21 protein-coding genes are annotated in these 16,530 nt (G+C 67.6%); 17 read left to right on the forward strand and 4 right to left on the reverse strand.

Going from position 1 to position 16,530, the window contains the following annotated elements; all coding sequences use genetic code 11:
* The first annotated feature begins 97 nt into the window (after window positions 1-97).
* From rplN to rplO, 10 genes are all read left to right on the forward strand, one after another.
* Window positions 98-466, forward strand: a complete 369-nt coding sequence (gene rplN, locus K0O62_RS06110) for a 50S ribosomal protein L14 (protein ID WP_057167042.1) — start codon at window positions 98-100, stop codon at window positions 464-466.
* Window positions 467-784: a 50S ribosomal protein L24 gene (gene rplX / locus K0O62_RS06115; RefSeq protein WP_073856315.1), complete on the forward strand. Its 318-nt coding sequence runs from the start codon at window positions 467-469 to the stop codon at window positions 782-784.
* A 2-nt stretch (window positions 785-786) separates the two neighbouring features.
* Complete coding sequence (gene rplE / locus K0O62_RS06120; protein ID WP_073856316.1) at window positions 787-1,359, forward strand: 50S ribosomal protein L5; 573 nt, start codon at window positions 787-789, stop codon at window positions 1,357-1,359.
* 3 nt (window positions 1,360-1,362) lie between these two features.
* The gene (locus tag K0O62_RS06125; RefSeq protein WP_023955966.1) at window positions 1,363-1,548 is read left to right on the forward strand and encodes a type Z 30S ribosomal protein S14; all 186 of its coding nucleotides are present in this window, start codon (window positions 1,363-1,365) and stop codon (window positions 1,546-1,548) included.
* 69 nt (window positions 1,549-1,617) lie between these two features.
* Window positions 1,618-2,016 carry a 30S ribosomal protein S8 gene (gene rpsH, locus K0O62_RS06130; protein ID WP_073856317.1) on the forward strand — a complete coding sequence of 133 codons (399 nt, stop codon included), beginning with the start codon at window positions 1,618-1,620 and terminating at the stop codon, window positions 2,014-2,016.
* Window positions 2,017-2,028: 12 nt separating this feature from the next.
* Complete coding sequence (gene rplF / locus K0O62_RS06135) at window positions 2,029-2,568, forward strand: 50S ribosomal protein L6 (RefSeq protein ID WP_073856318.1); 540 nt, start codon at window positions 2,029-2,031, stop codon at window positions 2,566-2,568.
* A gap of 2 nt (window positions 2,569-2,570) precedes the next feature.
* Window positions 2,571-2,984 carry a 50S ribosomal protein L18 gene (gene rplR, locus K0O62_RS06140; RefSeq protein WP_073856319.1) on the forward strand — a complete coding sequence of 138 codons (414 nt, stop codon included), beginning with the start codon at window positions 2,571-2,573 and terminating at the stop codon, window positions 2,982-2,984.
* Between the two features lie 25 nt (window positions 2,985-3,009).
* On the forward strand, window positions 3,010-3,678 hold the full coding sequence (rpsE, locus tag K0O62_RS06145) for a 30S ribosomal protein S5 (protein WP_073856538.1): 669 nt from the start codon (window positions 3,010-3,012) through the stop codon (window positions 3,676-3,678).
* A gap of 2 nt (window positions 3,679-3,680) precedes the next feature.
* Window positions 3,681-3,860 carry a 50S ribosomal protein L30 gene (gene rpmD / locus K0O62_RS06150; RefSeq protein WP_019510993.1) on the forward strand — a complete coding sequence of 60 codons (180 nt, stop codon included), beginning with the start codon at window positions 3,681-3,683 and terminating at the stop codon, window positions 3,858-3,860.
* Between the two features lie 5 nt (window positions 3,861-3,865).
* Entirely contained in the window at window positions 3,866-4,309 is a 444-nt protein-coding gene (gene rplO / locus K0O62_RS06155) for a 50S ribosomal protein L15 (RefSeq protein WP_057167050.1), read from the forward strand.
* Between the two features lie 67 nt (window positions 4,310-4,376).
* On the opposite strand, the gene K0O62_RS06160 is transcribed toward rplO, so the two are convergent.
* The gene (locus K0O62_RS06160) at window positions 4,377-5,885 is read right to left on the reverse strand and encodes a SulP family inorganic anion transporter (protein WP_073856320.1); all 1,509 of its coding nucleotides are present in this window, start codon (window positions 5,883-5,885) and stop codon (window positions 4,377-4,379) included.
* Between the two features lie 255 nt (window positions 5,886-6,140).
* Here K0O62_RS06160 and sppA point away from each other — a divergent pair, with 255 nt between their 5' ends.
* Together sppA and K0O62_RS06170 are read left to right on the forward strand one after the other, a co-directional pair.
* Complete coding sequence (gene sppA, locus K0O62_RS06165; RefSeq protein ID WP_073856321.1) at window positions 6,141-7,910, forward strand: signal peptide peptidase SppA; 1,770 nt, start codon at window positions 6,141-6,143, stop codon at window positions 7,908-7,910.
* Between the two features lie 63 nt (window positions 7,911-7,973).
* A complete protein-coding gene (locus K0O62_RS06170; RefSeq protein WP_073856322.1) occupies window positions 7,974-9,341 on the forward strand; it encodes an MFS transporter in 1,368 nt (455 codons plus the stop codon).
* On the opposite strand, the gene K0O62_RS06175 is transcribed toward K0O62_RS06170, so the two are convergent.
* Genes K0O62_RS06175 through K0O62_RS06185 form a run of 3 tightly spaced genes read right to left on the reverse strand, consistent with a single transcriptional unit; the run spans window position 9,338 to window position 12,105 of the window.
* Window positions 9,338-10,255 carry an SAM-dependent methyltransferase gene (locus tag K0O62_RS06175; protein ID WP_073856323.1) on the reverse strand — a complete coding sequence of 306 codons (918 nt, stop codon included), beginning with the start codon at window positions 10,253-10,255 and terminating at the stop codon, window positions 9,338-9,340. The genes K0O62_RS06170 and K0O62_RS06175 overlap by 4 nt on opposite strands.
* Window positions 10,256-10,264: 9 nt before the next feature.
* Window positions 10,265-11,194, reverse strand: a complete 930-nt coding sequence (locus tag K0O62_RS06180) for a class I SAM-dependent methyltransferase (RefSeq protein WP_073856324.1) — start codon at window positions 11,192-11,194, stop codon at window positions 10,265-10,267.
* Entirely contained in the window at window positions 11,191-12,105 is a 915-nt protein-coding gene (locus tag K0O62_RS06185; protein WP_073856325.1) for a class I SAM-dependent methyltransferase, read from the reverse strand. The genes K0O62_RS06180 and K0O62_RS06185 overlap by 4 nt, the downstream gene beginning before the upstream one ends.
* A gap of 265 nt (window positions 12,106-12,370) precedes the next feature.
* Here K0O62_RS06185 and secY point away from each other — a divergent pair, with 265 nt between their 5' ends.
* From secY to K0O62_RS06210, 5 genes are all read left to right on the forward strand, one after another.
* On the forward strand, window positions 12,371-13,699 hold the full coding sequence (gene secY, locus K0O62_RS06190) for a preprotein translocase subunit SecY (RefSeq protein ID WP_073856326.1): 1,329 nt from the start codon (window positions 12,371-12,373) through the stop codon (window positions 13,697-13,699).
* Window positions 13,700-13,715: 16 nt separating this feature from the next.
* Entirely contained in the window at window positions 13,716-14,261 is a 546-nt protein-coding gene (locus K0O62_RS06195) for an adenylate kinase (RefSeq protein WP_073856327.1), read from the forward strand.
* A gap of 20 nt (window positions 14,262-14,281) precedes the next feature.
* Window positions 14,282-15,076, forward strand: coding sequence for a type I methionyl aminopeptidase (gene map, locus K0O62_RS06200; RefSeq protein WP_073856328.1), 795 nt, complete (start codon window positions 14,282-14,284; stop codon window positions 15,074-15,076).
* Window positions 15,077-15,262: 186 nt separating this feature from the next.
* Entirely contained in the window at window positions 15,263-15,784 is a 522-nt protein-coding gene (locus K0O62_RS06205) for a sigma-70 family RNA polymerase sigma factor (RefSeq protein WP_073856329.1), read from the forward strand.
* On the forward strand, window positions 15,781-16,506 hold the full coding sequence (locus tag K0O62_RS06210) for an anti-sigma factor family protein (RefSeq protein ID WP_073856330.1): 726 nt from the start codon (window positions 15,781-15,783) through the stop codon (window positions 16,504-16,506). The genes K0O62_RS06205 and K0O62_RS06210 overlap by 4 nt, the downstream gene beginning before the upstream one ends.
* Window positions 16,507-16,530 lie beyond the last annotated feature (24 nt).

The following is a 16,530-nucleotide window of genomic DNA, read 5'->3' on the forward strand; positions in this document are numbered from 1 at the left end:
CTTCGTGTGAGAAAACCCTGCGTGCTCTCGGGGCGACAAGACCGCGTACGTCCAGGTCGGTATCTGGCGTGCATACAAAACCAGGTCAGGAGATCGAGTGATTCAGCAGGAATCGCGGCTGAAGGTCGCCGATAACACGGGTGCCAAGGAGATCTTGTGCATCCGCGTTCTCGGTGGTTCAGCGCGACGCTATGCCGGCATCGGCGACATCATCGTGGCGACCGTCAAGGAAGCCATCCCGGGCGGCAACGTCAAGCGTGGAGATGTCGTCAAGGCCGTCGTGGTGCGCACCGTCAAGGAACGCCGTCGCGCCGACGGCAGCTACATCAAGTTCGACGAGAACGCCGCCGTCATCATCAAGGCGGACAACGACCCGCGTGGCACCCGCATCTTCGGGCCCGTCGGCCGCGAACTGCGTGAGAAGAAGTTCATGAAGATCGTTTCGCTCGCCCCGGAGGTGCTGTAAATGAAGGTGCACAAGGGTGACACCGTCCTCGTCATCTCGGGCAAGGACAAGGGCGCCAAGGGCAAGGTCATCGAGGCCTACCCGACCCGCGAGAAGGTTCTCGTCGAGGGCGTCAACCGGATCAAGAAGCACACCGCTGCGTCGCAGAACGAGCGTGGCGCATCCTCGGGCGGCATCGTCACGCAGGAAGCGGCCATCCACGTCTCCAACGTGATGGTGATCGACTCCGACGGCAACCCCACCCGCATCGGCTACCGCGTCGACGAGGAGACCGGCAAGAAGGTTCGGGTCTCCAAGCGCAACGGCAAGGACATCTGAGAATGACCACTGTAGAAAACGCCGCCAATGTGCAGCCGCGGCTGAAGCAGCGCTACCGCGAGGAAATCAAGGACGCGCTCAACAAAGAGTTCAACTACGACAACGTGATGCAGATCCCGGGCGTGGTGAAGGTCGTCGTGAACATGGGTGTCGGTGACGCCGCCCGCGACGCGAAGCTGATCAACGGCGCGGTCAACGACCTCGCCCTGATCACCGGCCAGAAGCCCGAGATCCGCAAGGCCCGCAAGTCCATCGCCCAGTTCAAGCTGCGCGAGGGTATGCCGATCGGCGCCCGCGTGACGCTGCGCGGCGACCGGATGTGGGAGTTCCTGGACCGCCTGGTCTCGATCGCCCTCCCGCGTATCCGCGACTTCCGCGGCCTGAGCCCCAAGCAGTTCGACGGCAGCGGTAACTACACCTTCGGGCTCTCCGAGCAGTCGGTGTTCCACGAGATCGACGTGGATTCCATCGATCGCCCCCGCGGCATGGACATCACCGTCGTCACCACGGCGACCAACGACGACGAAGGACGAGTGCTGCTGCGGGCCCTCGGCTTTCCGTTCAAGGAGAACTGAGCAATGGCAAAGAAGGCTCTGGTCAACAAGGCCAACAAGAAGCCGAAGTTCGCAGTGCGCGGGTACACCCGGTGCAACCGGTGCGGCCGTCCGCACTCGGTGTTCCGCAAGTTCGGCCTGTGCCGGATCTGCCTGCGCGAGATGGCGCACGCGGGCGAACTGCCCGGTGTCCAGAAGTCCAGCTGGTAACCAGCATTCATTACTGATTAACACGGTAGGCCCGAAGGGAACCGCCGCGAGGAAGGTGAACCGGCTGTCATGACGATGACCGATCCCATCGCAGACTTCTTGACTCGTCTGCGTAACGCCAATTCGGCGTATCACGACGAGGTGACTCTGCCGCACTCGAAGATCAAGGCCAACATCGCCGCGATCCTCAAGGAGCAGGGCTACATCTCCGATTACCGCACCGAGGATGCCCGCGTGGGCAAGTCCCTCGTGGTGCAGTTGAAGTACGGCCCCAGCCGTGAGCGCAGCATCGCCGGCCTGCGCCGGGTGAGCAAGCCCGGTCTGCGTGTCTATGCAAAGTCCACCAATCTGCCTAAGGTGCTCGGCGGCCTGGGCGTGGCGATCATCTCCACGTCCTCGGGTCTGCTCACCGATCGCCAGGCATCTCGACAAGGCGTGGGCGGCGAAGTCCTCGCTTACGTCTGGTAGGGGAACAAAAACATGTCGCGTATTGGAAAGCAGCCGGTCCTGGTTCCTGCCGGGGTCGATGTGACCATCACTGGTCAAAACGTTTCGGTCAAGGGCCCCAAGGGGACCCTGGCCCTGGATATCGCCGAGCCGATCGAGGTTTCGCGTAACGACGAAGGCGCCATCGTGGTGGTCCGCCCCGACGACGAGCGGCGCAGCCGTTCGCTGCACGGGCTCACCCGCACCCTGGTGGCCAACCTGGTCACCGGTGTGACCGAGGGCTACGTCCGGAAGATGGAGATCTACGGCGTCGGTTACCGCGTGCAGCTCAAGGGTTCCGACCTGGAGTTCGCACTCGGCTACAGCCACCCGGTTCTCATCGAAGCGCCCGAGGGCATCACTTTCACGGTGGAAACACCCACGAAGTTCTCCATCTCGGGCATCGACAAGCAGAAGGTCGGCCAGATCGCCGCGGTGATCCGTCGTCTGCGTCGCCCCGACCCGTACAAGGGCAAGGGCGTGCGGTACGAGGGTGAGCAGATCCGCCGCAAGGTCGGAAAGACAGGTAAGTAACGATGGCTACCACGAAAACTGACAGTGCAGCCGCGAAGAGGCTGCCGGTGGGGCAGAACATCTCCGAGACCCGGCGCAACGCGCGTCTGCGCCGGCATGCCCGGCTGCGGAAGAAGGTCGAAGGCACCGCCGACACCCCGCGCCTGATGGTCAACCGCTCGTCGCGGCACATCCACGTCCAGCTGATCGACGATCTCGCCGGCGTCACCGTCGCCGCGGCCTCGTCCATCGAGCCCGACGTGCGTGCGGTCGACGGCGACAAGAAGGCGCAGAGCGTGCGCGTCGGTCAGCTGATCGCCGAGCGTGCCAAGGCTGCCGGAGTCGAGACGGTCGTGTTCGACCGTGGCGGCTACACCTACGGTGGCCGGATCGCCGCGCTGGCGGATGCCGCGCGTGAAGGCGGGCTGAAATTCTGATGACTGTTAACGAGAGGACTGCATGATGGCCGAGCAGGCTGGCGCCGGTTCGGCGCAGGACAATCGCGGTGGCCGCGACGATCGGGGCGGCCGTGGCCGTCGCGACGATCGTGGCGGCCGGGGTCGCGGCGATGACCGCGGCGAGAAGAGCAACTACATCGAGCGCGTCGTCACCATCAACCGCGTCTCCAAGGTGGTCAAGGGTGGTCGGCGCTTCAGCTTCACCGCTCTGGTCATCGTCGGTGACGGCAACGGCATGGTCGGCGTCGGCTACGGCAAGGCCAAGGAAGTTCCGGCCGCCATCGCCAAGGGCGTCGAAGAAGCTCGCAAGAACTTCTTCCGGGTGCCGCTGATCGGCAGCACCATCGTGCATCCGGTGCAGGGTGAGGCCGCGGCCGGTGTCGTGATGCTGCGTCCGGCAAGCCCCGGTACCGGTGTCATCGCCGGTGGTGCCTGCCGTGCCGTGCTCGAATGCGCCGGGGTGCACGACGTCCTGGCCAAGTCGCTGGGTAGCGATAACGCGATCAACGTGGTGCACGCCACCGTCGCGGCGCTCAAGATGATCCAGCGGCCCGAAGAGGTGGCGGCCCGTCGCGGGCTGTCCATCGAGGATGTGGCGCCGGCCGGCATGCTCCGGGCCCGGCGCGAGAGCGAGGCGCTGGCCGCCAGTGCCGCGCGTGAGGGGTCGGCGTAGTCATGGCAGAGCTGAAGATCACCCAGGTGCGCGGCACGATCGGCGCACGCTGGAAGCAGCGCGAAAGCCTGCGGACGCTGGGGCTGCGGAAGATCCGCCAGTCCGTCGTCCGTGAGGACAATGCTCAGACCCGTGGTCTGATCAAGACCGTGCATCACCTCGTCACGGTCGAGGAGGTCTAGGAATCATGAGTGTCATCAAGCTTCACGACCTGAAGCCGGCCCCCGGGTCGAAGACCAAGAAGACCCGCGTCGGCCGCGGTGAAGGCTCCAAGGGTAAGACCGCGGGTCGCGGCACCAAGGGCACCAAGGCCCGCAAGAACGTCCCGTCGACGTTCGAGGGTGGCCAGATGCCGATCCATATGCGGCTCCCGAAGCTCAAGGGCTTCAAGAACCGCTTCCGGGTGGCCTACGAGGTCGTCAACGTCGGCGATATCGCCAAGGCGTTCCCGGAGGGCGGCACCATCGGTGTCGACGAACTGGTGGGCAAGGGTCTGGTTCGCAAGAACACCCTGGTGAAGGTCCTCGGCGACGGCAAGCTGTCCGTCAAGGTCGACGTCACCGCCAACAAGTTCAGCGGCAGCGCCCGCGAGGCCATCACCGCCGCCGGCGGTTCGGCCACCGAACTGTAGAACGCACCACGTCAGAAGGCCCCTGCTCCGGCAGGGGCCTTTTGCGTTGCCGGCTACCCGCCGTGCCTCAGTGATCCAGACCCAGCTGCCCGGACAGCCGGTCGTGGCGCTGTGCGGAATCGGAGTTCAGCCCCACGATGTCGACGTGCTTGCCGCGGGCCCGGTACTTGGTGGTGATGGCGTCCAGGGCGGCCACCGTGGAGGCGTCCCAGATGTGTGACCGCGAGACGTCGATGACCACGGAGTGCGGGTCGGCGGCGTAGTCGAACTGGTAGACCAGGTCATTGCTGGAGGCGAAGAACAGCTCGCCGGACACCCGGTAGGTGACCCTGGCCGCCTCGGCGCCCGCCCCCTCGTCGATGACGCGCTCGACGGTCATGAAGTGCGCGACCCGGCGGGCGAAGAGCACCATCGCGGTCACCGACCCGACGATGACGCCGTAGGCCAGGTTGTGGGTCACCACCGTGACGGCGACGGTGGCCAGCATGACCAGGGTCTCGCTGCGCGGCATCCGGCGCAGCGTCACCGGGTTGATGCTGTGCCAGTCGAACGTCGCCACCGACACCATGATCATCACCGCCACCAGGGCGGCCATCGGGATGAGGCCGACGACGTCGCCCAGGCCGACCACCAGGATCAGCAGGAAGATGCCGGCCAGGAAGGTGGAGATCCGGGTCCGGGCGCCCGACACCTTCACGTTGATCATGGTCTGGCCGATCATGGCGCAGCCGCCCATGCCGCCGAAGAAACCGGTCACCAGGTTGGCCACGCCCTGACCCCAACCCTCCCGGGTCTTGTCGGAAGGCGTGTCGGTGATGTCGTCGACGAGCTTGGCGGTCATCAGCGACTCCAGCAGGCCCACCAACGCCATCGCCAGCGCGTACGGGCCCACGATCTGCAGCGTCTCCCAGGTCAACGGCACCTGCGGCAGGAACAGGGCGGGCAGGCTGGTCGGCAGGTCGCCCTGATCCGCGACGTTCGGGATGTCCAGCCCGAACACCACCACCGCGGCGGTCAGCAAGACGATCGCCACCAGCGGCGCCGGCACCGCGGTGGTCAGTTTGGGCAGCAGGATCAGGATCAGTAGGGCGACCGCGACGAAGGGATAGACCAGCGTCGGCACCCCGAGCAGATGCGGCAGCTGGGCCGTGAAGATCAGGATCGCCAGGGCGTTGACGAAACCGACCATCACGCTGCGCGGGATGAAGCGCATCAACCGGGCCACCCCGAGCACACTGAGCAGGACCTGCAACGCGCCCGCGAAGATGACCGCGGCGACGAAGTAGTCGACCCCGTACTCGCGGGCCAGCGGGGCGATCACCAGGGCGATCGCCCCGGTCGCGGCCGAGATCATCGCCGGCCGCCCGCCCACGATGGCGATGGTGACCGCCATGGTCACCGAGGCGAACAACCCCACCCGCGGATCGACGCCGGCGATGATGGAGAACGAGATGGCCTCGGGGATCAGCGCCAGCGCCACCACCAGGCCTGCCAGCACCTCGGTCTTGAGCCGCCGCGGGGAACGCAGGGCGCTGCGCACAGACGGAGAGTCGGCGGGACGTTCCTGAGGCGGCATGGGGCTCCGTTCACTACAGCACGAGAAATCCCGACGCGCGAGGATCCGGCGGCGTTGCCGGTGAGGGGGCTGGCGGGAAACCGGGGCGGTCTGCGACAGCGCCTCCGGACGGGCCAACCCTACTCTCGGCCCCGGGCACGGTTCCAACGCGCGGCATCCCCGATCGTGAAACCTCGGCGGCAGATCCGGGCCCGCACGCAGCGGTTTCACGTTCGGCGAAAATGTCGGGCCGACCTGCGCCGGTAGGCTCGGAACATGTTCGGATTCCTGCCCAACCTGCCCGGTCCCGACGAGCTGAAGTCCCTGGTCCGCAAGGTCGACACCGCCCGCCACCGCGGCGTACCCGACGGCTGCGTGCTCGAGCTCGATCTGCAGTCCGTGCCGCCGGAGTCCCACGGTTTCGACCCGCTCACCGTCCTTTCGCTCGGCGGCAAGCCGCTGACGCTGCGACAGACCGTCGACGCGCTGCACCGCGCCGCCGAGGACGACCGGGTGGCCGGGCTGATCGCGCGGATCCAGCTGTCCGCCGCCGCTCCCGGCCCGGTGCAGGAACTGCGGGACGCCATCGCGGCGTTCGGGAAGGTCAAGCCGACGCTGGCGTGGGCGGAGACCTACCCGGGCACCCTGTCCTACTACCTGGCCTCGGCGTTCCGCGAGGTGTGGATGCAGCCGTCCGGCACGGTCGGGTTGATCGGCTTCGCCACCAGCGCGCTGTTCCTGCGCGGCGCGCTCGACAAGGCGGGCATCGAAGCCCAGTTCGTGGCGCGCGGTGAGTACAAGTCGGCGGCGAATCTGTTCACCCAGGACAGCTACACCGACGCGCACCGGGAGGCCGATTCCGCGCTGATCGGCAGCCTGCACGCCCAGGTGTTCGCCGCGGTGGCCGACGCCCGGGGCCTGCCGGTCGAGGAGGTCAACGCGCTGGCCGACAGGGCGCCGCTGCTGCGCGACGCCGCGGTGTCGGCCAAGCTCGTCGACCGCATCGGTTTCCGGGACGAGGCCTACGCACGAATCGCCGAACTCACCGGCGCCCCCGCCCAGGCCGACGGTGACGATGCGCCGCAGCGGCTGTTCCTGTCCCGGTACGCGAAGACGAGCGGGTCCCGGCCGGCGCCGTCCATCCCGGGGCGCAAGGCCAAGCCGGGGATCGCCGTCATCACCCTGGACGGGCCGATCGTCAGCGGTCGCGGCGGGCCGCAGCTGCTCCCGATCGGGAACTCGAACGCCGGCGGCGACACCATCGCGGCGGCCCTGCGGGAAGCGGTCGCCGACGAGGACGTGTCGGCCATCGTGCTGCGGGTCAACAGCCCCGGCGGCGCGGTCACCGGGTCGGAGACCATCTGGCGTGAGGTGGTCCGGGCCACCGAGGCGGGCAAGCCGGTGATCGCCTCGATGGGCGCGGTCGCCGCGTCCGGCGGGTACTACGTGTCGATGGCCGCCGACGAGATCGTCGCCAATGCGGGCACCATCACCGGCTCGATCGGCGTGGTGACCGGCAAGCTGGTCTCCCGGCAACTCAAGGACAAGCTCGGTGTCGGCTCGGATGCGGTACGCACCAACGCGAACGCCGACGCCTGGTCGAGCAACGAGCGCTTCACCCAGGAGCAGCAGGAGCACGTGGAGGCCGAGGCCGATCTGTTCTACACCGACTTCGTGGAGCGGGTCGCCGCCGGCCGGAACCTCGGCGTCGACGCGGTCGAGGAGGTGGCGCGCGGCCGGGTCTGGACCGGCGCCGACGCCTTGGAACGGGGCCTGGTCGACGAACTCGGTGGCCTGCAGACCGCGATCGTCCGGGCGAAGATCCGTGCGGGCCTGGCACCCGATGCCGACGTGCGGATCGTGAACTATCCGGGGTCCTCGGTGCTCGACGTGCTGCGCCCCAAGGCCTCCTCGCAGCCCGCGGCGGCGTCGGTGCCCCAGGCTCTCGGCGCCCTGCTGGGCAGCTCGGTGACCGGCATCGTCGACCAGGTGGAGCGCACCGTCACCGGCGCGCACGCACTGTGGTTGGGGGACTACCGGTTCTGAAGTGGGCCGGACCGTGTCGGCCGGGATGTTTAGCCTCCCTCAGGGTCGGGGCACTGCCTATCGGTGAACGCAGCGCAGCAAAGTGAGGCGGGCCCCCGTCCGGAGGTGGTCCGCAAGGCCGTGACGGCATCGGCGATCGGTAATGCCACCGAATGGTTCGACTACGGCATCTACGCCTTCGGTGTCAGCTACATCGCGGCCGCCATCTTCCCGGGGGACAGTCAGACCGCGACGCTGTTCGCCCTGATGACGTTCGCGGTGTCCTTCCTGGTCCGGCCGCTGGGCGGCTTCGTCTGGGGTCCGCTCGGCGACCGGATCGGGCGCAAACGGGTGCTCGCGCTGACCATCCTGCTGATGGCCGGCGCGACCCTGGGTGTCGGGCTGGTGCCGACCTACGCGGCGATCGGCATCTGGGCGCCGGTGTTGATGGTGCTGCTCCGGATGATCCAGGGCTTCTCCACCGGTGGTGAATACGGCGGAGCCGCCACCTTCATGGCCGAGTACTCACCGTCGCGCAAACGCGGATTCCTGGGCAGCTATCTGGAGTTCGGCACACTGGCCGGGCTGTCGCTGGGCGCCTGCCTGATGCTGGGCTGCTCGCTGGTGCTCGGCGAACAGCAGATGGCCGACTGGGGCTGGCGACTGCCGTTCCTGGTGGCCGCGCCGCTGGGCCTGATCGGGGTGTATCTGCGGTCCCGGCTGGACGAGACGCCGGTGTTCCGGGAACTGGCCGAGGCCGAGCAGACCGAGGAGGACACCTCCACCCAGTTCAGAGACCTGGTGACCGACTACTGGCGTCCCATCCTGCAGATGGGCGGCCTCGTCGTCGCACTCAACGTCGTCAACTACACGCTGTTGACGTACATGCCGACCTATCTGGAGACCACCATCGGTCTGTCCTCGGACGCCTCGCTGGTGGTGCCGATCGTCGGCATGCTGACGATGATGGTTTTCCTGCCGTTCGCCGGCGCCTTGTCCGATCGGGTGGGCCGCAAACCCCTGTGGTGGTTCTCGCTGATCGGTCTGTTCCTCGCGGGGGTGCCGATGTTCATGCTGATGGGCACCGGGGTGCCCGGGGCGATCATCGGCTTCGCGGTGCTCGGCCTGCTCTACGTGCCGCAACTGGCCACCATCTCGGCGACCTTCCCGGCCATGTTCCCCACCCAGGTCCGGTTCGCCGGCTTCGCCATCTCCTACAACGTGTCCACGTCGATCTTCGGTGGCACGGCGCCGGCCCTCAACGACTGGCTGGTCAACGTCACCGGCAGCAACCTGGTCCCGGCGTACTACATGATGTTCGCCTGCGTGGTGGGCACCATCGCCCTGGTCGGTGTGCCCGAGACCGCGCGCTGCCCGATCGGGGGCACCCGGACCCCCGGTACCCCGCAGGCGCCGGCTCAGCTGGAGTACGTCGGCGGCCGGAGCGGCTAACCGCGGGGCAGGACGCCGCTGACGTAGACGATCTCGCCGAGCACGTCCTGTTCACCGAGGTCGGGGGTCGGCAGGCCGTACCGGTGGAACAGCTCGGCGCGCGGAACACCGGTCATCTGCCAACCCTTGTCGGTCAGATCGTCCGCCGCGGAACGACGTTCGCCGTGGTACGTCAGCGACGGCATGTCCATGTCCAGCCCCAGCCGGGAGAACGTGTCGGCGGCGGCCCGGGCCCGTTCCGGGTCGAGATCACGCATGCCGGGCACGAATTCGGTGGCCACCGTGCTGCCGGGCGCGCTGAGCGCATGGATGTTGTCGAACAACCGGTCCTGCGCTTCCGGCGGCAGATAGATCAGCAGCCCCTCGGCACACCAGGCCGTCGGCTGCTCGGGGTCCAGGCCGGCGGCGCGCATCGCGGTCGGCCAGTCCTCGCGCAGATCGATCCCGACGGTGCGCAGCGTGGCGGTGGGGGAGGCGCCCAGATCGGCCAGGGTGCGGGTCTTGAACTCGATCACCTCGGGCTGGTCCACCTCGTAGACGACGGTCCCGTCGGCCCACGGCAGCCGGTAGGCGCGTGCGTCCAGACCGGAAGCCAGGATGACGGCTTGGCGGACACCCTGCTCGCCGGACGCGAGGAAGTAGTCGTCGAAGAACTTCGTCCGCACGGCCATCTCGTCGATGTTCGACTTCACCTGGGCCGCCGCCTGCGGCGCGACATCGGCGATGTCCAACGTGCCGTCCACCATCATGGTGAACGCCGGGATGCCCACCGCGCGCACCAGCGGCGCGGCCCACGGGTCGTTGATCAGTCCGTGCTCGTCGGTGCTGGCGACAGCGCGCCCGACGGCGACCATCGTCGCCGTCGCCCCCACACTGGAGGCCAGGTCCCAGCTGTCGCCCTCAGTTCGTGCCATCGCAGCCCCCTACGTCCGTGTCGCGGTCAGATACCCAGAATCACCGATCATCGCCGTGATCCGGTCACCGGGGGGCGGGAATCCGTTGGCCGCGTAGGCCTGCGCTGTCGGCAGCAGATCCACCTGCCAGCCCGCCGAGCCGAGGTGCTCGGCCGCCGGGGTGCGCGGCCCGGTGTAGAACAGCTCGGTCAGGTCGATGTCACTGCCGAACCGGCGGCCCCGAGCAGTCAGTTCCTTGGCCCAGTCGCCGGTGAGAGCCTTGACGTCCATGTGTTCGGTGGCCAGCGCGCTGCCCGGCGCGCTGAGCGCGGTGATGCTGTCCAGCAGCCGGTCCTGGGCATCGGGCGGCAGGTAGGGCAGCAGTCCCTCGGCGATCCACGCGGTCGGTCGCGCGGGATCGAAACCCGACTCCCGCAGCTTCGCCGGCCAGTCGTCACGCAGATCGACGCCCACCGTGCGGCGGTCCGCGGCGGGCGCGGCACCGGCCTCGGCCAGCACCCGGGTCTTGAATTCGATGACCTCGGGCTGGTCGATCTCGAACACCACCGTGCCGTCCGGCCACGCCAACCGGTAGGCGCGGGTATCCAGCCCGGAGGCCAGGATGACGGCCTGCCGGATGCCGCGTCGAGTCGCGGAGACGAGGAAGTCGTCGAAGAACCGGGTACGCACCGCGATCTGGTGCAGCACCACATCGGGGCCGAACAGCGGGTCCTCGGCGCCCGGCCCAGTGGGTGGATCCGTCGGGCCTTCCATCTCACCGCGGGCCACCTTCATGAAATGCGGCACCCCGACGGCCTCGACGAGCAGCGCTGCGTAGGGGTCGTGGATCAACGGGTCGGGACCGCGGCTGGCGAAGGCCCGGGTGGCGGCCACCGATGTCGCGGTGGCGCCCACGCTGGACGCGAGATCCCAGGTGTCCCCGTCGGAGCGCGTCGTCATCGGAGGGCGGTGAGGTAGGAGGCCTGGCCGACCTGTTGGTCCTCGTCGATGGTCGGCAGGCCCAGCCGGCCCAGTAGTTCGTTGGCCGATTGCGCGGTGGTGGCCCAGCCGAGTTCGCTCAGGTGGGTGGCCGCGTCCTTGCGGTCACCGAGGTAGACGAGTTCGCTGAAGTCCAGATCGAACCCGTGCGAGGCCCACTTGTCCTTCACCGACTGCATCCGCTCCCGGACGGCCTCCTGGTCGAGGTCCGCGGTGCTGGGGACCGCTTCGGCGGCCACCCGGCTCCCCGGGCCGCTGTTCTCGGTGATCAGTTCGAGCAGTCGGTCCTGGGCTTCGGGTGGCAGGTACCCGAACAGTCCCTCGGCGATCCAGGCGGTCGGCGCCGTCGGGTCGAAGCCGGCCGCCCGCAACGCCGACACCCAGTCGTCGCGCAGGTCCACCGCGACGGTGCGGCGCTCGGTCGTCGGCTGGGCGCCCAGGTCGGCCATGGTCTGGGACTTGAACTCGATCACCTCGGGCTGGTCGATCTCGAACACCACGGTGCCGGCCGGCCAGTCCAGACGGTAGGCACGGGCGTCCAGCCCGGCGGCCAGGATGACCGCCTGCCGGATCCCGGCCGCGCCGGCGTGTTCGAAGAACTCATCGAAGAACCGGGTGCGCGCGGCCATCGCGTTGGCGAACCGGGCGATGTTCATCTGCGGGTCGTCACCGAGATCGGCCTCGGTGATCTCACCGTCGACGAGTTTGGTGAAGAAATCCACGCCCACCGCGCGTACCAGGGGAGCGGCGAACGGGTCGTTGATCACCGGATCGGGCCGCGCGGATGCCATCGCGCGTGCGGCCGCCACCATCGTCGCGGTGGCGCCCACACTGGATGCCAGGTCCCAGGTGTCTCCATCGGTGCGTGCCATGAGGTCTCCTAGACACAATTAATTAGCTTATGTAATGAACAATTCGACTGTACGCTTCGAACCTGTTGGTCGACTGAGCCCAAATCTGCGCCCCGTCCGGATAAGGGCGGCGCGGAGTTGAGCTGTTACTCTCGTAGACTGTTTGACGCGCGGCTCCGCTGGTGATGAACCTGCAGGTAGATTGCGCGAGACTTAACCAGACGCTGGAACGATTCCAGCCCCATTGGCACGCCGTGCGATTGAAGTCGGCTGCGCAGGAGGAAGAGTGCTTTCGGCTTTCATCTCGTCGCTGCGGACTGCCGACCTCAGGCGCAAGATCCTGTTCACCCTCGGGTTGGTCATTCTGTACCGCGCCGGCGCGACGCTCCCGTCGCCCGGTGTCAACTACCCGAACGTCCAACAGTGCATCGAGCAGGTCAGTGGCGGTGACTCCGCGCAGATCTACAGCCTGATCAACCTGTTCTCCGGTGGCGCGCTGCTGCAGCTGTCGGTGTTCGCGGTCGGCGTCATGCCCTACATCACCGCGAGCATCATCGTGCAGCTGCTCACCGTGGTCATCCCACGCTTCGAGCAGCTCAAGAAAGAGGGTCAGGCCGGCCAGGCCAAGATGACCCAGTACACCCGGTACCTGGCGATCGCGCTGGCGGTCCTGCAGGCCACCAGCATCGTGGCGCTGGCCGCCAACGGTGGCCTGATGCAGGGCTGCAGCCTGGACATCATCGACGACACCTCGATCTTCGGTCTGGTCGTCATCGTCATCGTCATGACCGCGGGCGCCGCCCTGGTGATGTGGATGGGCGAGCTGGTCACCGAGCGCGGCGTCGGCAACGGCATGTCGCTGCTGATCTTCGCCGGTATCGCGGCCCGCATCCCGGCCGAGGGCAAGGCCATCCTGGACGGCCGCGGCGGCATGGTGTTCACCTTCGTCTGCATCGGCGCCCTGGCCATCCTGGTCGGTGTGGTGTTCGTCGAGCAGGGCCAGCGCCGCATCCCGGTGCAGTACGCCAAGCGCATGGTCGGCCGGCGGATGTACGGCGGCACCTCGACCTACCTGCCGCTCAAGGTGAACCAGGCCGGCGTCATCCCGGTGATCTTCGCGTCCTCGCTGATCTACATCCCGCAGCTGGTCACGCAGCTCATCGACAGCGGTCGGGACAACCCGGGCACCGGATGGTGGAGCTCGTTCGTCGCCAACCATCTGTCCAACCCGACCAGCCCGACGCACATCGCCTTCTACTTCGGCCTGATCATCTTCTTCACGTACTTCTATGTGTCGATCACGTTCAACCCCGAAGAGCGTGCCGACGAGATGAAGAAGTTCGGCGGCTTCATCCCGGGCATCCGCCCGGGCAAGCCCACCGCCGACTATCTGCGGTTCGTGCTGAGCCGCATCACTCTGCCGGGCTCCATCTACCTCGGTGTGATCGCCGTCCTCCCGAACGTGGTCCTGCAGGCCGGCAGCGGTGGCGCCACCCTGCAGAACCTGCCGTTCGGCGGCGTCGCGGTGCTGATCATGATCGGTGTGGGGTTGGACACCGTGAAACAAATCGAGAGTCAGCTCATGCAGCGCAACTACGAGGGCTTTTTGAAGTGAGAGAGGGTTCCCCTAAATGAGAATCGTTTTGCTCGGACCTCCCGGCGCCGGAAAAGGAACCCAGGCGGAGAAGCTCGCCGCGCAGCTCGGTGTCCCGCAGATCTCCACCGGCGACCTGTTCCGCCACAACATCGGTGCGGGCACCCCGCTCGGTATCGAAGCCAAGAAGTACCTGGACGCCGGTGACCTGGTGCCCGCCTCGCTGACCAACGCGCTGGTCGACGATCGCATCGACCATGAGGACGCCGCGGGCGGATTCATCCTGGACGGGTTCCCGCGCTCGGTGGAACAGGCCGAGGCGCTCAAGGAGATGCTGGCCAAGCGTGGCCTGAAGCTGGACGCCGTGCTGGAGTTCCGGGTCTCCGAGGACGAACTGCTCGAACGCCTCAAGGGTCGCGGTCGCGCCGACGACACCGAGGAGATCATCCGCAACCGGATGAAGGTGTACAACGACGAGACCGCGCCGCTGCTGGATTACTACGCCGGCGAACTCAAGACCGTCGAGGCCGTCGGCACGCTCGACGAGGTGTTCGCCCGGGCGCTGGCCGCCCTCGGCAAGTAACCGCAGATAGACCAGCAGTCATGATCAACGTGCCCGGCTTACGTCGCAAGGTCGTCCCCCGCCGCAGCCCCGGCGAGTTGGACGCGATGGCCGCCGCCGGTGCGCTGGTGGCCGCGGCGCTCAAGGCGGTCCGTGAAGCCGCCGCGCCCGGTATCTCGACCGGTGAGCTGGACCGCATCGCCGAGTCGGTGATCCGCGACGGTGGCGGTGTGCCGTCGTTCCTCGGCTACCACGGTTTCCCGGCCACCGTCTGCGCCTCGGTCAACGACCGGGTGGTGCACGGCATCCCGTCCGATGCTGAGGTGCTGGTCGAGGGAGATCTGGTCTCCATCGACTGCGGGGCGATCCTGGACGACTGGCACGGCGACTCGGCCGTCACCTTCGGGGTCGGCACCCTGATCCCGGCCGACGAACTGCTCTCCGAGGCCACCCGGACCTCCATGGAGGCGGGTATCGCCGCGATGCTGCCCGGCAACCGGCTGACCGACGTCTCGCATGCGATCGAGGTCGGCACGCACGCCGCCGAGGCGCGCGATGGGCGCAAGTACGGCATCGTCGCCGGGTACGGCGGGCACGGCATCGGACGTGAGATGCACATGGACCCGTTCCTGCCCAATGAGGGTGCCCCCGGTCGCGGGCCCTATCTGGAGGTCGGGTCGGTCCTGGCGATCGAGCCCATGCTGACACTGGGGACCGCGAACACCAAGATCCTCGACGACGACTGGACGGTCGTCACCACCGACGGTTCGCGGGCCGCGCACTGGGAGCACACCGTGGCCGTCACCGACAACGGCCCCCGCATCCTGACGCTCTAGATCGTCGTCGCCTTCCCAGCGGAAGGACAGGCCGTCCGAGGGGAACGCACAGCGAGTACCCAGCGATCCCACGGCTGATCGCCCTACCCTGAGTTGATCTGGGCTGGTTGCTGATCCCTGTTTGCTGAAGCCGAAGCCCGGTTGAACTCGATCACCACTCACGTCGTGTCAGAGACGGAGGTTGGAGTGGACGATCCGGAGGCCGCGATGATGCGGGTTCTATACGACGAACACGCAGGCGCCCTGTGGCGATATGCCCTGCGGTTGACCGGTGACGCCGCCCGAGCGGAAGACGTTGTGCAGGAGACACTGTTGCGCGCCTGGCGGCACCCGGAAGTGACTGCCGACCCAGACCGGTCGGCCCGGGCGTGGCTGTTCACCGTCGCGCGTAATCTGGTCATCGACGACCGTCGCAGCGCACGGTTCCGCAATGAGACCGGCACGCCCGATGTCGAAACGGTCGCCGGCGCATCCGCTGCCGGCCCCGACGAAGTGGATACGGCGTTGGACCGACTACTGATCAGCACCGCTTTGAGTGAACTGTCCCCGGACCACCGCGCGGTGATCCGGCGAGCGTATTACCAGGGATGGAGTACCGCGGAGATTGCCGACGACCTCGGGATCGCAGAGGGAACCGTGAAATCCCGACTGCACTATGCGGTGCGCGCGCTGAAACTGAATCTGCAGGAGATGGGGGTGACCCGATGACCGGCCTCGAGCGGACCTCCGCGGGTGAGTCGGCCGACCGGTACCTCACCTGGGATGCCAGCTACGTGCTGGGCTCGCTGTCGCCGGGGGAGCGCCGCGAGTTCGAGGCGCACCTGCAAGCCTGCCTCCGCTGCGCCACCTCGGTCGCCGAACTCACCGGGATGCCCGCACTGCTGGCGATGGTGGATCTGCAGGATGTCGAGGCGCTGGACGTCGCGGCGCCCAACCCGCCGCTGCGGCCCGCGCTGCGCGAACAGCTTCTGAACCGGGTGCGCCGGCGCCGTGAGCGCACCCGGTGGGTGACCGCGGCCGCTCTCGGCGTGGCGGCCGCGCTGCTCGTCCTCGGGCTGGTCGCGGTCATCCGGCCGGAAACCCTCGGCCTGCAACAGGGTTCACCGCAGACCGTGGCGATGCTGGAGATGAGCAAGGTCAACGACACACCGATCAACGCGAGCATCGCGATGTCCAGCTACACCTGGGGCACCCGCATCGACATGGCCTGCAGCTACGGCGACTGGGGGCAACGGGACGTCCCCGCCCAGAATCTCGGCATGGTGGTCGTCGGCCGCGACGGCAGCCGCACCCAGATAGCGACGTGGTTGGGATTGTCCGGTGCCACCGCACTGCCCAGCGGGAACACCCCGCTGCCCGCCCGTGAGATCGCTGCTGTGCAACTGGTTTCCGCAGACGACGGGAAAGTGCTGTTGGAAAAGAACCTGTGAGTTCCCTGCGCGGGTGAACCCGAG

Origin of the sequence: Mycolicibacterium diernhoferi, assembly GCF_019456655.1 — a bacterium.
Taxonomy (GTDB): Bacteria; Actinomycetota; Actinomycetes; order Mycobacteriales; family Mycobacteriaceae; genus Mycobacterium; species Mycobacterium diernhoferi.

What these genes read in the sequence shown, in the direction of transcription:
- K0O62_RS06160 (WP_073856320.1), bottom strand. Translation starts at nt 5,885, where the DNA reads ATGCCGCCTCAGGAACGTCCCGCCGACTCTCCGTCTGTGCGCAGCGCC.
- rplR (WP_073856319.1), top strand. Translation starts at nt 2,571, where the DNA reads ATGGCTACCACGAAAACTGACAGTGCAGCCGCGAAGAGGCTGCCGGTG.
- rplO (WP_057167050.1), top strand. Translation starts at nt 3,866, where the DNA reads ATGAGTGTCATCAAGCTTCACGACCTGAAGCCGGCCCCCGGGTCGAAG.
- rpsE (WP_073856538.1), top strand. Translation starts at nt 3,010, where the DNA reads ATGGCCGAGCAGGCTGGCGCCGGTTCGGCGCAGGACAATCGCGGTGGC.
- K0O62_RS06125 (WP_023955966.1), top strand. Translation starts at nt 1,363, where the DNA reads ATGGCAAAGAAGGCTCTGGTCAACAAGGCCAACAAGAAGCCGAAGTTC.
- K0O62_RS06210 (WP_073856330.1), top strand. Translation starts at nt 15,781, where the DNA reads ATGACCGGCCTCGAGCGGACCTCCGCGGGTGAGTCGGCCGACCGGTAC.
- K0O62_RS06180 (WP_073856324.1), bottom strand. Translation starts at nt 11,194, where the DNA reads ATGACGACGCGCTCCGACGGGGACACCTGGGATCTCGCGTCCAGCGTG.
- K0O62_RS06195 (WP_073856327.1), top strand. Translation starts at nt 13,716, where the DNA reads ATGAGAATCGTTTTGCTCGGACCTCCCGGCGCCGGAAAAGGAACCCAG.
- rpmD (WP_019510993.1), top strand. Translation starts at nt 3,681, where the DNA reads ATGGCAGAGCTGAAGATCACCCAGGTGCGCGGCACGATCGGCGCACGC.
- rpsH (WP_073856317.1), top strand. Translation starts at nt 1,618, where the DNA reads ATGACGATGACCGATCCCATCGCAGACTTCTTGACTCGTCTGCGTAAC.
- rplF (WP_073856318.1), top strand. Translation starts at nt 2,029, where the DNA reads ATGTCGCGTATTGGAAAGCAGCCGGTCCTGGTTCCTGCCGGGGTCGAT.
- sppA (WP_073856321.1), top strand. Translation starts at nt 6,141, where the DNA reads ATGTTCGGATTCCTGCCCAACCTGCCCGGTCCCGACGAGCTGAAGTCC.
- K0O62_RS06185 (WP_073856325.1), bottom strand. Translation starts at nt 12,105, where the DNA reads ATGGCACGCACCGATGGAGACACCTGGGACCTGGCATCCAGTGTGGGC.
- rplE (WP_073856316.1), top strand. Translation starts at nt 787, where the DNA reads ATGACCACTGTAGAAAACGCCGCCAATGTGCAGCCGCGGCTGAAGCAG.
- map (WP_073856328.1), top strand. Translation starts at nt 14,282, where the DNA reads ATGATCAACGTGCCCGGCTTACGTCGCAAGGTCGTCCCCCGCCGCAGC.
- rplX (WP_073856315.1), top strand. Translation starts at nt 467, where the DNA reads ATGAAGGTGCACAAGGGTGACACCGTCCTCGTCATCTCGGGCAAGGAC.
- K0O62_RS06175 (WP_073856323.1), bottom strand. Translation starts at nt 10,255, where the DNA reads ATGGCACGAACTGAGGGCGACAGCTGGGACCTGGCCTCCAGTGTGGGG.